11 protein-coding genes and 1 pseudogene are annotated in these 11,606 nt (G+C 72.2%); 10 read left to right on the top strand and 2 right to left on the bottom strand.

Annotated elements, in window-relative coordinates:
* A pseudogene (locus RMN98_RS08395) lies at positions 1-383 on the top strand (phenylalanine--tRNA ligase subunit alpha); the annotation flags it as partial.
* Entirely contained in the window at positions 380-2,863 is a 2,484-nt protein-coding gene (gene pheT, locus RMN98_RS08390; RefSeq protein WP_309648362.1) for a phenylalanine--tRNA ligase subunit beta, read from the top strand. The pseudogene RMN98_RS08395 and the gene pheT, both read left to right, overlap by 4 nt.
* A 15-nt stretch (positions 2,864-2,878) precedes the next feature.
* Here the strand turns inward: pheT and mgrA are convergent, their stop codons facing one another.
* The gene (gene mgrA / locus RMN98_RS08385; protein ID WP_309648361.1) at positions 2,879-3,925 is read right to left on the bottom strand and encodes an L-glyceraldehyde 3-phosphate reductase; all 1,047 of its coding nucleotides are present in this window, start codon (positions 3,923-3,925) and stop codon (positions 2,879-2,881) included.
* A gap of 12 nt (positions 3,926-3,937) precedes the next feature.
* The gene (locus RMN98_RS08380; RefSeq protein WP_309648360.1) at positions 3,938-4,732 is read right to left on the bottom strand and encodes a maleylpyruvate isomerase family mycothiol-dependent enzyme; all 795 of its coding nucleotides are present in this window, start codon (positions 4,730-4,732) and stop codon (positions 3,938-3,940) included.
* Between the two features lie 91 nt (positions 4,733-4,823).
* Between RMN98_RS08380 and argC the strand changes: the two genes are divergently transcribed.
* From argC to RMN98_RS08340, 8 genes are all read left to right on the top strand, one after another.
* On the top strand, positions 4,824-5,852 hold the full coding sequence (gene argC, locus RMN98_RS08375; RefSeq protein ID WP_309648359.1) for an N-acetyl-gamma-glutamyl-phosphate reductase: 1,029 nt from the start codon (positions 4,824-4,826) through the stop codon (positions 5,850-5,852).
* A complete protein-coding gene (locus RMN98_RS08370) occupies positions 5,849-6,337 on the top strand; it encodes an ACT domain-containing protein (protein WP_309648358.1) in 489 nt (162 codons plus the stop codon). The genes argC and RMN98_RS08370 overlap by 4 nt, the downstream gene beginning before the upstream one ends.
* A complete protein-coding gene (gene argJ / locus RMN98_RS08365) occupies positions 6,334-7,485 on the top strand; it encodes a bifunctional glutamate N-acetyltransferase/amino-acid acetyltransferase ArgJ (RefSeq protein WP_309648357.1) in 1,152 nt (383 codons plus the stop codon). Before RMN98_RS08370 ends, argJ begins: the two co-directional genes overlap by 4 nt.
* Complete coding sequence (argB, locus tag RMN98_RS08360; RefSeq protein ID WP_309648356.1) at positions 7,482-8,432, top strand: acetylglutamate kinase; 951 nt, start codon at positions 7,482-7,484, stop codon at positions 8,430-8,432. The genes argJ and argB overlap by 4 nt, the downstream gene beginning before the upstream one ends.
* Positions 8,429-9,616 carry an acetylornithine transaminase gene (locus tag RMN98_RS08355; protein WP_309648355.1) on the top strand — a complete coding sequence of 396 codons (1,188 nt, stop codon included), beginning with the start codon at positions 8,429-8,431 and terminating at the stop codon, positions 9,614-9,616. Before argB ends, RMN98_RS08355 begins: the two co-directional genes overlap by 4 nt.
* Entirely contained in the window at positions 9,613-10,542 is a 930-nt protein-coding gene (gene argF / locus RMN98_RS08350; RefSeq protein ID WP_309648354.1) for an ornithine carbamoyltransferase, read from the top strand. The genes RMN98_RS08355 and argF overlap by 4 nt, the downstream gene beginning before the upstream one ends.
* Positions 10,539-11,105, top strand: a complete 567-nt coding sequence (locus RMN98_RS08345) for an arginine repressor (protein ID WP_309648353.1) — start codon at positions 10,539-10,541, stop codon at positions 11,103-11,105. Before argF ends, RMN98_RS08345 begins: the two co-directional genes overlap by 4 nt.
* The coding region (locus tag RMN98_RS08340; protein WP_309648352.1) for an argininosuccinate synthase domain-containing protein at positions 11,102-11,606 on the top strand (505 nt) is incomplete at its 3' end. The genes RMN98_RS08345 and RMN98_RS08340, both read left to right, overlap by 4 nt.

The raw sequence follows: 11,606 nt of genomic DNA, 5'->3' as shown, positions 1-11,606 counted from the left end.
TCTCCATGGCCCACCTCAAGGGCACCCTCGACCACTTCGCCACCCAGATGTTCGGCGAGGGCATCACCACGCGCTTCCGCCCGTCGTACTTCCCCTTCACCGAGCCCAGCGCCGAGGTCGACCTGATCTGCTTCGTCTGTCGCGGGATCGACAGCGAGAGCTGCCGCACCTGCCGCGGCGAGGGCTGGATCGAGTGGGGCGGCTGTGGCGTCGTCAACCCGCGGGTGCTGGCCGCCTGTGGCGTCGACAGCGAGCGCTACAGCGGCTTCGCCTTCGGCATGGGCATCGACCGCACGCTGATGTTCCGCCACGGAGTCGAGGACCTCCGCGGCTTCTTCGAGGGCGACATCCGCTTCACCACGACCTTCGGGAGCGACCTGTGAAGACCTCCGTCTCCTGGATCAGGGACTACGTCGACCTGCCGGCCGACGTGACGACCGAGCAGCTCGCGGCTCGGCTGACCGCCCTCGGGCTCAAGCTCGAGGCGATCGAGAAGCCCGGCGACCAGATCACCGGCCCGCTGGTGATCGGCCGTGTGCTCACGATGGAGCCCGAGCCGCAGAAGAACGGCAAGACCATCAACTGGTGCACCGTCGACGTCGGCGCCGCCAACGGCACCGGCGAGCCTCAGGGCATCGTGTGTGGAGCCCACAACTTCGCGCCGGGCGACCTGGTCGTCTGCGTCCTGCCCGGGGGAGTGCTCCCGGGCGACTTCGCGATCTCCGCCCGCAAGACCTACGGCCACCTCTCCGCCGGCATGATCTGCTCCTCGCGCGAGCTCGGCCTGGGCGAGGACCACGACGGCATCATCGTGCTCCCGGCCGACGCGGGCGAGCCGGGCGAGGACGCCTTCGGCGTGCTGGGGCTCTCCGACGAGGTCATCGAGTTCGAGATCAACCCCGACCGCGCCTATGCGCTGTCGCTGCGCGGCGTGGCCCGCGACGCGGCGCTCGCCTACGACGCGCCGTTCCGCGACCCGGCCGACCGCTCCGTCCCGGCGGCCGACGGCGCGGGGCACCCGGTCGTCATCGACGACCCGCACGGCTGCCCCGTCTTCGTGGCGCGCACCGTGAGCGGCGTCGACCCGACGGCTCCCACGCCCGACTGGATGGTGCGCCGCCTCACCCAGGCCGGCATGCGCCCCATCTCGCTGGCCGTCGACGTCACCAACTACGTCATGCTCGAGATCGGCCGCCCCATCCACGGTTACGACGCCGACAGGCTCACGGGCCCGATCCGCGTGCGTCGCGCGCGGGCCGGGGAGCGGCTCACCACCCTCGACGGCAACGCCCGCGCGCTGTCGCCCGAGGACCTCGTCGTCACCGACGACTCCGGCATCATCGGCCTCGGCGGCGTCATGGGCGGGGAGTCGACCGAGATCTCCTCGACGACGACCCGCATCCTGGTCGAGTCAGCGCACTGGGACGCCACCTCGATGTTCCGCACCGGCAAGCGCCACAAGCTGACCTCCGAGGCCGGCAAGCGCAACGAGCGCGGCGTCGACCCCGTCGTCTGCGAGGCCGCCGCCGATCGCGTGGTCGAGCTCCTCGTCGCCCACGGCGGCGGCACGGCCGAGCAGGGCGTCACCGTCGTCGGCACCCCGCCGGCCGCGCCGTCCATCACCATGGCCTACGACCTCCCCGCACGGATCACCGGCATCGACATCGACGCCGACACCGTCGTGGCCCACCTCGAGGCTGTGGGCTGCGCCGTGGTGCGCGACAACACCGGGACGCTCACCGCCACCGTCCCCACGTGGCGCCCCGACCTCACCGACCCCTACGACCTCGTCGAGGAGGTCGCCCGGGTGGTCGGCTACGACCAGGTCCCCTCCGTGCTGCCCCGCGAGGCGGCCGGTCGCGGCCTGAGCCGCGAGCAGCGGCTGCGCCGCCGCGTCGGTCGGCTGCTCGCCGGTGCCGGGTGCGTCGAGGTGATCAGCTTCCCCTTCGTCGGCGACGCCACCTTCGACGCGCTGGGCCTGGCGGGCGACGACGAGCTGCGGCACACGGTCCGGATCGCCAACCCGATCTCGTCCGAGGAGCCGTCCTACACCACCACCCTGCTCCCTGGGCTGCTCAAGGCCGCCGCCCGCAACATCGGCCGCGGTGCGCCCGGGGTGTCGCTCTTCGAGACCGGCACCGTCGCGTTCCCTGTCGACCGCGGACCGGCCCCGATCTTCGGCGTCGACCGACGCCCCGACGCCGACGAGCTCGCCAAGCTCCTCGAGACCCTGCCGCTCCAGCCGCTCCACCTCGCGGTCGTGCTGGCCGGCGAGAGCGAGCGGGCCGGCTGGTGGGGCAGCGGACGCACCAGCGGCTGGGTCGACGCCATCGCCGTCGCGCGACGCCTGGCCGACGACCTGGGCGTCGACCTCGACGTCCGCTCGGCCGTCCGCGAGCCCTGGCACCCCGGTCGGTGCGCCCGCCTGTCGGTGGGTGACCTCGACCTCGGCCACGCGGGGGAGCTGCACCCCAAGGTCTGCAAGGCCTTCGGGCTGCCTGCGCGCAGCGCGGCCCTCGAGATCGACCTCGACCTGCTGATGCGGGTGGCCGTCGACGTCGTGACCGGCCCCGAGCTCTCGTCGTTCCCGGTCGCGAAGGAGGACGTCGCGCTCGTCGTCGACGACGCTGTCGCCGCCGCCGACGTCCGAGCGGCGCTGCGCGAGGGCGCCGGCGCGCTGCTCGAGTCGATCCGGCTCTTCGACGTCTTCACCGGTGACCAGGTGGGCGAGGGCCACAAGTCCCTCGCGTTCGCCCTGCGCTTCCGGGCCCCCGACCGCACGCTCACCGAGGAGGAGACCAGCGCCGCCCGCGACAGTGCGGTCGCCGTGGCCGCCGAGAGGTGTGGAGCGGTCCAGCGCTGACAGCTGCCGGCGAGCTCACGCGTCGGAGGACGCAGACCAGAGGTTGATCCCGGAGTCGATGGCGTCCTGCTCGATCGCGGCGAGCTCCTCGTCGGCGATCTCGAGCCGGTCCAGCACCGCGAGGTTGTCGTCGAGCTGGGCGACGCTGCTCGCGCCGATCAGCACCGAGGTCACCCGCGGGTCGCGCAGGACCCAGGCCAGGGCGAGCTGGGCCAGCGACTGGCCGCGCCCCTGGGCGACCTCGTGGAGGCGGCGCACGTGCGCGAGGGCCTGCTCGCTCAGCAGCCCCGGGTCGAGCGACTTGCCCTGAGCGGCACGCGAGTCCTCGGGGATCCCGTCGAGGTAGCGGTCGGTCAGCATCCCCTGGGCCAGCGGGGAGAACGCGATGCAGCCGACACCCTCGTCCTCGAGCACGTCCAGCAGCGACGGGTCACCGTGCTCCACCCAGCGGTTCAACATGGAGTACGACGGCTGGTGGATCAGCAGCGGCACCCCCATCTGCCGCAGCAACCCCGCGGCCTCGCGGGTGCGCTCCGCGGAGTAGGACGAGATCCCGGCATAGGTCGCCCGGCCCGACTGCACCGCGGTCGCGAGCGCCCCCATCGTCTCCTCGAGCGGTGTCTCGGGGTCGAAGCGGTGGCTGTAGAAGATGTCGACGTGGTCGAGCCCCATGCGCGCCAGGCTCTGGTCGAGCGACGCGAGGAGGTACTTGCGCGACCCCCACTCGCCGTAGGGCCCGGGCCACATGTCGTAGCCGGCCTTCGTCGAGATCACCAGCTCGTCGCGGTAGGGGCGGAAGTCGTCGCGGAAGATCCGTCCGAAGTTGCGCTCCGCCGATCCGTAGGGCGGTCCGTAGTTGTTGGCCAGGTCGAAGTGCGTGACCCCGCGGTCGAAGGCGTGGCGCAGGATCGCCCGCTGAGTCTCGATCGGCTTGTCGTCACCGAAGTTGTGCCACAGGCCCAGCGAGACCGCGGGCAGCCTCAGCCCGGAGCGACCGCAGCGGCGGTAGGCGTGGGACTCGTAGCGGTCGGCGGCGGCGAGGTGGGGCGGCGGGGTCGTCATGCTCCGATCCTGTCAGTCCAGGGGCGGGCTGGTGGCCGCGAGGAGGGCGTCGTACGCCGCCCGCTCACCCTCGACGGTGATGTCGCTGTCGTCACGGCGCTTCCAGAGCCACGCGTCGACGTCGGCGGCGCGGCCGCTCACGGTCGCCGACGCCTCGCCGGGGTCGGTCAGCACCAGGTGGGCGCTGTCGTAGTTCCTGCCGGACTCCGGGTCGGTGCCGAAGAACAGGCCCGGACGCACCCACAGGTCGGTGCCCACGTCGGTCAACGCGATTCTGACCAGGTGCTGCGACGCCTCGAAACGTCCCCACTCCGGCGCCTCTCCGCCGTACATCACCTCGAGGAGCTCCGCGACGCCGTCGGCCGCCAGCGCCGGGTCGAGCGGGGTGACCGTCCCGGCTGCCTGCTCGGCGTCGAGGCGGTGGATCAACGCCTCGTGCGCCTGACGCCGGAAGGTGAAGCCCACGGTCTGCTCCGGGGCCCACGACCACGCCGGCTCGGCCGGGTCGGCCGCCTCGAGCTCGGCCAGCAGGTCGCTCGACGCGTCGTCGAAGTGCGCGATCAGCTCGATCCGGGAGGCCGGCCGCTCCACGCGCGCCGCGTCATCGTCCGGGGCTGCGGGACGGGCGCGCACGGTGCGCGCCCAGAACCACTGGACCTCCGCCAGGTGCCAGAGCAGGTCGTCGGCGTCCCAGTCCGGGCAGGCCGGCACCCTGGCCCGCGGGTCGCAGTCCGTGAGAACCTCGCGGAAGCGCGCCGACTCACGGCGCAGGTGGTCGAGGTAGGTCGAGGGGTCCAGACGCGTCATGCGTCGAACCTAGGTCGCGTCGCCGACACCCGCCACCGAGTTGCCCCCGCCCGGTGTACATGAACATGCAGGTATCTGTATAGTCATGCACATGACGGTCTCAGTCGCGGTAGCCGGTGCCAGTGGGTACGCCGGGGGAGAGGTGCTCCGGCTCCTCCTCGGGCACCCCGAGGTCAAGATCGGCGCGCTCACCGCCGGCTCCAACGCGGGCGAGCTGCTCGGCCCGCTCCAACCCCACCTGGTGCCCCTCGCCGGTCGTCGCCTCGAGGCGACCGACCTCGAGACGCTGTCCGGCCACGACGTCGTCTTCCTGGCCCTGCCCCACGGCCAGTCCGGCGAGATCGCCGCCCAGCTCCCCGACAGCACCGTCGTCATCGACTGCGGCGCCGACTTCCGCCTCGAGGACGCGGCCGTGTGGGAGCAGTTCTACGGCGGCGCCCACGCCGGCACCTGGCCCTACGGCCTGCCCGAGCTGCCCGGCCAGCGCGAGGTCCTCGCGAGCGCCACCCGCATCGCCGTGCCCGGCTGCTACCCCACGGTCTCGACCCTCTCGCTCGCCCCCGCCGTCGCCGAGGGGCTCGTCGACCCCGACGTGGTCGTGGTCGCCGCGTCCGGCACCAGCGGCGCCGGCAAGGCCGCCAAGACGCACCTGCTCGGCAGCGAGATCATGGGCAACGCCAGCGCCTACGGCGTCGGTGGCGGGCACCGGCACACCCCCGAGATCACCCAGAACCTCTCCCGCCTCGTCGAGGGCACCGTCAGCGTGAGCTTCACCCCGCTGCTCGTCCCGATGTCGCGCGGCATCCTCGCCACCTGCTCCGCCGCGCTGCGCGGCGACGTGAGCGCCGAGCAGGCCCACGAGGTCTACACCCGCTTCTACGCCGACGAGCCGTTCGTGCACGTCCTGCCCGCGGGGCAGTGGCCGCAGACGCAGTCCGTGACCGGCTCCAACGCCGTCCACCTGCAGGTCACCGTCGACGCCGCGGCCGGCCGGCTGGTCGCCGTCGGCGCCGTCGACAACCTTGCCAAGGGCACCGGCGGCGCCGCCGTACAGTGCATGAACCTCGCCCTGGGCCTCTCCGAGGGCCTGGGCCTCACCACCGTTGGGATCGCACCGTGACCGAAGGCCAGAGCACCGACGAGACAGCAGCACCGAGCGGGACCGAGCCCGAGGAGTCGACGGCGTCGGTGACCTTCACGCTCCAGCAGTTCCCTGAGAAGCTCGCGATCGTCAAGCTGCCGCCTGGTGCGGAGATCCCTGAGTGGGCCGAGTCGTCCTCGCTGTTCTCGATCACCGCCACCGCGACCGAGACGTCCCTGATCTGCGCCGGGCGCAACGTGCCCACCAAGCAGGTCGCCCACAAGGGCCTGACCGCGTTCGCCGTGATGGGTCAGCTCGACCTGACGATGGTCGGGGTGCTCGCCGAGCTGCTGGTCCCGCTGGCCGAGGCCGAGCTGAGCGTCTTCACGATCTCCACCTACGAGACCGACTGGATCCTGGTGCCGGTCGCCAAGGCCGAGGTCGCGGCCGAGGCCTGGCGACGACGAGGGCACACCGTCGACCTCGCCGTCCCCGTCACGCCTCCCCGGAAGAAACGCTCATGACCATCACCTCGCCTGCCGGCTTCCGCGCCGCCGGTGTCGCCGCCGGACTCAAGTCCACCGGCGCCAGGGACCTCGCCCTCGTCGTCAACGACGGCCCCACCTTCGACTCCGCCAGCGTCTTCACCGCCAACCGCTGCAAGGCCAACCCGATCCTGTGGAGCCAGGAGGTCGTCAAGGACGGCGTCGTCCGTGCCGTCGTCCTCAACTCCGGCGGCGCCAACTGCTACACGGGCCCTGACGGCTTCCAGACCACGCACGCGGTCGCCGAGCAGGTCGCCGCGCGCGTCGGCATCGGTGCCGGCGACGTGGTCGTCTGCTCGACCGGGCTGATCGGCCTCGCCAACGACCGCGACGACCTGCTCGCAGGCGTCGACGCCGCCCACGCCGCCCTCGCGGTCGACGGTGGCAACGCGGCGGCCGAGGCCATCATGACGACCGACTCGGTGAGCAAGCAGGTCGTCGTCGAGGGTGCGGGCTGGTCGATCGGCGGCATGGCCAAGGGCGCCGGCATGCTCGCACCCCAGCTGGCCACCATGCTGGTCGTCATCACCACCGACGCCGTCGTACCGGCCGCCGACCTGGACCCGGCGCTGCGCGCCGCGACCAGGGTCAGCTTCGACCGGCTCGACTCCGACGGCTGCATGTCGACCAACGACACGGTCACGCTCATGGCCAGCGGCGCCAGCGGCATCACGCCGTCGCTGCCGGACTTCACCGAGGCCCTGACCCAGGCCTGCACCGACCTGGCCATGCAGCTCCTGCGCGACGCCGAGGGAGCCGACCACGAGATCGCGATCACCGTGCTCAACGCCGCCAGCGAGGACGAGGCCGTCGAGTGCGGCCGCAGCGTCGCCCGCAGCAACCTCTTCAAGGCCGCGGTCTTCGGCAAGGACCCCAACTGGGGCCGTGTCCTGGCCAGCATCGGCACCACGCGGGCCACCTTCGACCCGGCCGACCTCGACGTCGCGATGAATGGCGTGTGGGTGTGCCGGCAGTCCACCCCGGCCGAGGACCCCGCCGGGGTGGACCTCGAGCCCCGCGAGGTCAGCGTGACCATCGACCTCAAGTCCGGCGACGCCCGCGCGACCGTCTGGACCAACGACCTGACCCACGCCTACGTCCACGAGAACAGTGCCTACAGCTCATGACTGACCTGACGCCCGAGAAGATGCCCGAGAAGACGCCGGGCAAGCCCGACCCCGCCAAGGCCATGGTCCTGGCCGGGGCCCTCCCGTGGCTCAAGGCCTACCACGGCAAGATCGTCGTGGTGAAGTACGGCGGCAACGCCATGACCGACGACAACCTCAAGCGCGCCTTCGCCGAGGACATCGCGTTCCTGCGCTTCGCGGGCTTCAAGCCCGTCGTGGTGCACGGCGGTGGCCCCCAGATCTCCCGGATGCTCGACAAGCTCGGCATCGAGTCGGAGTTCAAGGGTGGGCTGCGCGTCACCACGCCCGAGGCGATGGAGGTCGTGCGGATGGTGCTCGTCGGCCAGGTCCAGCGTGAGCTGGTCGGGCTGATCAACGAGCACGGACCGCTGGCGGTCGGGCTCTCCGGCGAGGACGCAGGGTTGTTCACCGCCGAGCAGACCAACACCATCGTCGACGGCGAGGAGGTCGACCTCGGCCTCGTCGGGGAGGTCGCCAGCGTGCGCCCCGAGTCGGTGCTCGACCTCATCGAGGCCGGGCGCATCCCCGTCGTCTCGAGCGTCGCTCCCGACATCGACGGCCAGGTCCACAACGTCAACGCCGACCTGGCAGCGGCCTCGCTCGCGGTCGCCCTGGGCGCCGAGAAGCTCCTGGTCCTCACCGACGTCGAGGGCCTCTACCTCGACTGGCCCAGCTCCGACGACGTCATCGGTGAGATCAGCCCCGAGTCCCTCGAGCAGCTCCTGCCGAGCCTGGCCAGCGGCATGGTCCCGAAGATGAAGGCCTGCCTCGAGGCCGTCCGCGGCGGCGTCAAGCGCGCGACCGTCGTCGACGGGCGTCAGCTGCACGCGGTGATCCTGGAGCTCTTCACCCAGGAGGGCGTCGGCACCCAGGTGCTGCCCGGGGTGGAGACCAAGACCCGCAAGGCGCGGGAGACCTCGGCATGACCGCGGCCACCTGGTCCGAGCGCTACGCCGCCTCGCTGATGAACACCTTCGGCCCGCCCAAGCTGACCCTGGTCCGCGGCGAGGGCGCCCACGTCTGGGACTCCGACGGCAAGGAGTACGTCGACCTCCTCGGCGGGATCGCCGTCAACACCCTCGGCCACGCCCACCCGGCCCTGGTCGCGGCGGTGACGGAGCAGGTCTCGACCCTCACCCACGTCTCCAACTTCTTCACCACCCCTCAGCAGGTCGAGCTCGCCGAGCGGCTGCTGGCGGTGACGGCTGTCGACGGCGCCGACGGCCGGGTGTTCTTCTGCAACTCCGGCGCGGAGGCCAACGAGGGAGCCCTCAAGCTGACCCGCCTGACGGGGCGCACCCACGTGGTGGCCATGGAGGACGCCTTCCACGGCCGCACCATGGGCGCGCTCGCGCTCACCTCCAAGGCCGCCTACCGTGCGCCGTTCGAGCCGTTGCCCGGTCACGTGACGTGGGTGCCGTTCTCCGACACCGAGGCCCTGGCGGCCGCGGTGACCGACGAGACCGCCGCCGTGGTGATCGAGCCGCTCCAGGGGGAGGCCGGCGTCAACGTCGCCCCCAGCGACTTCCTGGTCGCCGCCCGCGAGATCACGAAGCGCCACGGCGCCCTGCTGTGGCTCGACGAGGTGCAGAGCGGGATGGGTCGCACCGGCTCCTGGCTGGCCAGCCACCCCTCCGGCGTCGTTCCCGACATCGTCACCTTGGCCAAGGGGCTCGGCGGGGGCCTGCCGATCGGCGCGCTGATCGGCTTCGGCCGCGCGGCCACCCTGTTCGAGCCCGGCAACCACGGCACCACCTTCGGCGGCAACCCGCTCTCCTGTGCGGCTGCGCTGGCCGTGCTGGCCACGATCGAGGAGGAGGGTCTCCTCGCCCGTGCTGCCGTGGTCGGTGAGCGTCTGCGCGCAGCCCTGCGCGAGGACCCGCGGGTCCTCGAGGTCCGCGGTGTCGGCGTCCTGGTGGGCCTGACACTCGCCCGGGACGTGGCCCCGGCCGTCGTCGCAGCGGCGCAGGAAGCTGGCTGGATCATCAACGCCACCGGCCCCGACCGCATCCGCCTCGCTCCGCCCCTGGTGGTCACCGACAGCGATGTGGACTCCTTCCTCGCGCTCTGGCCGGCGCTCCTCGACGACGCCATGGCGGCGGACTCATGAGGCACCTCCTCGCGGACGACGACCTCAGCCCCGACGAGCAGGCGCAGGTGCTGCGCCTCGCCGCGGAGCTCAAGGCCGCGCCCTTCAGCGCCCAGCCGCTGGCGGGTCCCCACACCGTGGCGATGATCTTCGACAAGCCGACCCTGCGCACCCAGTCGTCGTTCGCCGCCGGGGTCGTCGAGCTCGGTGGGCACGCGATGCTGGTCGACGGCCACCTCGCCGGCATCGGGGTGCGTGAGTCGGTCGCTGACGTCGCCCGGATCCTGGGGCGCCAAGCGGCGGTCGTCGTCTGGCGCACCTACGCGCAGGCCAAGCTCGAGGAGATGGCGGCCTACGCCGGGGTCCCGGTCGTCAACGCCCTGACCGACGACTTCCACCCGTGCCAGCTGCTCGCCGACCTGATGACCATCCAGGAGCACAAGGGCGACCTCGCCGGTCTCCGGGTCGCCTTCGTCGGCGACGCGGCCTGCAACATGGGCAACTCCTGGCTGCTCGCGGGGGCGACCGCGGGCATGCACGTCGTCCTCAGCGGGCCCGAGGGCTACCTCCCCGAGGAGTCCATGTTCGCCCGCGCGGCCACGATCGCGGCCACCACCGGGGGATCGGTGCGGGGTGAGGCCGACCCCGTCGTCGCCGTGACGGGCGCCGACGTCGTGGTGACCGACACGTGGGTCTCCATGGGCAAGGAGGACGAGGCGGCCGCCCGCGAGGCGGCCTTCGCCCCCTGGTCGGTGACCGACGAGCTGCTCGCCCACGCCGACGCCGAGGCGATCGTCATGCACTGCCTCCCGGCCTATCGCGGCAAGGAGATCGCCGCGGACGTCCTCGACGGCCCCCGCTCGGTGGTCTGGGACGAGGCCGAGAACAGGCGTCACGCCCAGAAGGCGGCGCTCGTCTTCCTGCTCGGGGCCTCGGGTGCGCCATGACCGAGGCGATGCGCCCGACGACCAAGAACGCCCGGCACCAGCTGATCATCGAGCTGGTGACGCACCACGAGGTGCACTCCCAGGGCGAGCTCGCCGACCTCCTCGCGGCCGGCGGCGTCCACGTCACCCAGGCGACGCTCTCGCGTGACCTCGTCGAGCTCGACGCGGTCAAGGTGCGCTCGACCTCCGGCCCGCTCGTCTACGCCGTGCCCAGCGAGGGCGGTGACCGACGGCCCTCGGCGCCGGGGGAGACCCAGGCAGCCGTGCAGCGCCTCTCCCGGCTGTGCAGCGAGCTGCTGGTCAGCGCCGACTCCTCGGCCAACCTCGTCGTCCTGCGCACTCCTCCCGGTGCCGCGCAGTTCCTGGCCTCGGCCTTCGACCGGGCCGAGCTGCCCGACGTCCTCGGCACCATCGCCGGCGACGACACCGTCCTGGTCATCAGCCGCAACCCGGACGGCGGGGCCGACCTGGCCCGCCGCTTCCTGGCCCTGGCCGACGTCCACCAGTCCACCCCCACGGTCGATCTCCACTCGGCCACCTCGCACCTGAAGGAATCCTCGTGAGCAAGGTCCTGACCTCCCTCCCCGTCGGCGAGCGCGTCGGCATCGCGTTCTCCGGTGGCCTCGACACCTCCGTCGCCGTCGCCTGGATGCGCGAGAAGGGCGCGATCCCCTGCACCTACACCGCCGACATCGGCCAGTACGACGAGCCCGACATCTCGGGCGTCCCCGGCCGGGCAACGGCCTACGGCGCCGAGCTGGCCAGGTCCGTCGACTGCCGGCCCCAGCTGGTCGAGGAGGGTCTCGCCGCCCTGGCCTGCGGCGCGTTCCACATCCGCTCGGGCTCGCGCACCTACTTCAACACCACGCCCCTGGGCCGTGCCGTCACCGGCACCATGCTGGTGCGCGCCATGCACGAGGACGGCGTCGACATCTGGGGCGACGGGTCGACCTTCAAGGGCAACGACATCGAGCGGTTCTACCGCTACGGGCTGCTCGCCAACCCCGACCTGCGCATCTACAAGCCGTGGCTCGACGCCGCCTTCGTCCACGAGCTCGGCGGCC

Source organism: Nocardioides sp., from assembly GCF_031397825.1.
Taxonomy (GTDB): Bacteria; Actinomycetota; Actinomycetes; order Propionibacteriales; family Nocardioidaceae; genus Nocardioides.
Note: the sequence above shows the minus strand (reverse complement) of the source record. Positions and strands in the feature narration are given on the sequence as shown.

What these genes read in the sequence shown, in the direction of transcription:
- RMN98_RS08380 (WP_309648360.1), bottom strand. Translation starts at nt 4,732, where the DNA reads ATGACGCGTCTGGACCCCTCGACCTACCTCGACCACCTGCGCCGTGAG.
- RMN98_RS08345 (WP_309648353.1), top strand. Translation starts at nt 10,539, where the DNA reads ATGACCGAGGCGATGCGCCCGACGACCAAGAACGCCCGGCACCAGCTG.
- mgrA (WP_309648361.1), bottom strand. Translation starts at nt 3,925, where the DNA reads ATGACGACCCCGCCGCCCCACCTCGCCGCCGCCGACCGCTACGAGTCC.
- argB (WP_309648356.1), top strand. Translation starts at nt 7,482, where the DNA reads ATGACTGACCTGACGCCCGAGAAGATGCCCGAGAAGACGCCGGGCAAG.
- argC (WP_309648359.1), top strand. Translation starts at nt 4,824, where the DNA reads ATGACGGTCTCAGTCGCGGTAGCCGGTGCCAGTGGGTACGCCGGGGGA.
- argJ (WP_309648357.1), top strand. Translation starts at nt 6,334, where the DNA reads ATGACCATCACCTCGCCTGCCGGCTTCCGCGCCGCCGGTGTCGCCGCC.
- argF (WP_309648354.1), top strand. Translation starts at nt 9,613, where the DNA reads ATGAGGCACCTCCTCGCGGACGACGACCTCAGCCCCGACGAGCAGGCG.
- RMN98_RS08355 (WP_309648355.1), top strand. Translation starts at nt 8,429, where the DNA reads ATGACCGCGGCCACCTGGTCCGAGCGCTACGCCGCCTCGCTGATGAAC.